General features: G+C 53.1%; 1 protein-coding gene. It reads right to left on the reverse strand.

What is annotated here, in order from left to right; all coding sequences use genetic code 11:
- Window positions 1–323, reverse strand: a 323-nt coding sequence (locus EN852_RS34555) for a hypothetical protein (protein WP_135879564.1), incomplete at its 3' end; no start/stop codon positions are given.
- Between the last annotated feature and the right edge of the window lie 551 nt (window positions 324–874).

The following is an 874-nucleotide window of genomic DNA, read 5'->3' on the forward strand; positions in this document are numbered from 1 at the left end:
AAGCCGGTGGCACCGGCGAGCTCAACGAGTATCTCGGAGGGCTTCACCAGCAGCGATCGACCAAGGACGTTTCCAGATTGAAATGCGGCCTCATAGGCCTGCCACGTCGCAAACCGCGGAGCCGAATAGAAGACCTGCGCTCCACTGTTTTCAAACTCGATCAGTCTTTGGAATTGATGTCCTCCGATATCAATGCGGAACTGCCAGAATGGATGGTCGAGGCTTGGAACGGTTGCCTCGTTGGCGGTGCGGCGGAAGCGCTTCAGTTCCTGACCAAGTTTAAATTGCGCCAATAAGATTCCACCGGGCGAGCCGAACGCCACATCAAAACCGAGTTCCTCTTAGTGAATTAGACTTGGAAGGAAAGGAGTTGCGACGCAACCAAACGACTGAACAAGCGCTTCAATCTCTCGCGTGACTCCATATGCATATGAGAATTCCGAAAGGCGCTCGTGCAGGTTAATGACCATTCGATATCCAAATGCTTGCAAACAAGGGCCTCAAGCAGCGACAGGCTCTCCGCTCATCTGCCGAGTTCAATCCAGCACACGCACTCAGCATCGACGAGGGTTCGGATAGAGTTCACAGCTTAAGTCGGCGCAGTCGAGAATGCGCGAACCGGGCCGCTGGTTTTACTATAAGTATAAATGAGAGCCTCCGAAGTAGCTTGCTTCCTTCTATGACCGCAGCTAGCGGCGGTCCGACCTTGGAGTAGAAATCGACGAAGGCCTTTCCCCATCTCCTTTTTAGTATCCATTCGTCCCGAAATCGCCGAAGCAACAGAACCTGTGGGTGCTGGGGATCACCCATGGTGGCTGTGACCACGAAGCAAGCTTCAGCCTGCTTTTTTTCTATCGACGGGGGTGAATATGAA

Source organism: Mesorhizobium sp. M2E.F.Ca.ET.209.01.1.1 (assembly GCF_004010375.2).
GTDB lineage: Bacteria > Pseudomonadota > Alphaproteobacteria > Rhizobiales > Rhizobiaceae > Mesorhizobium.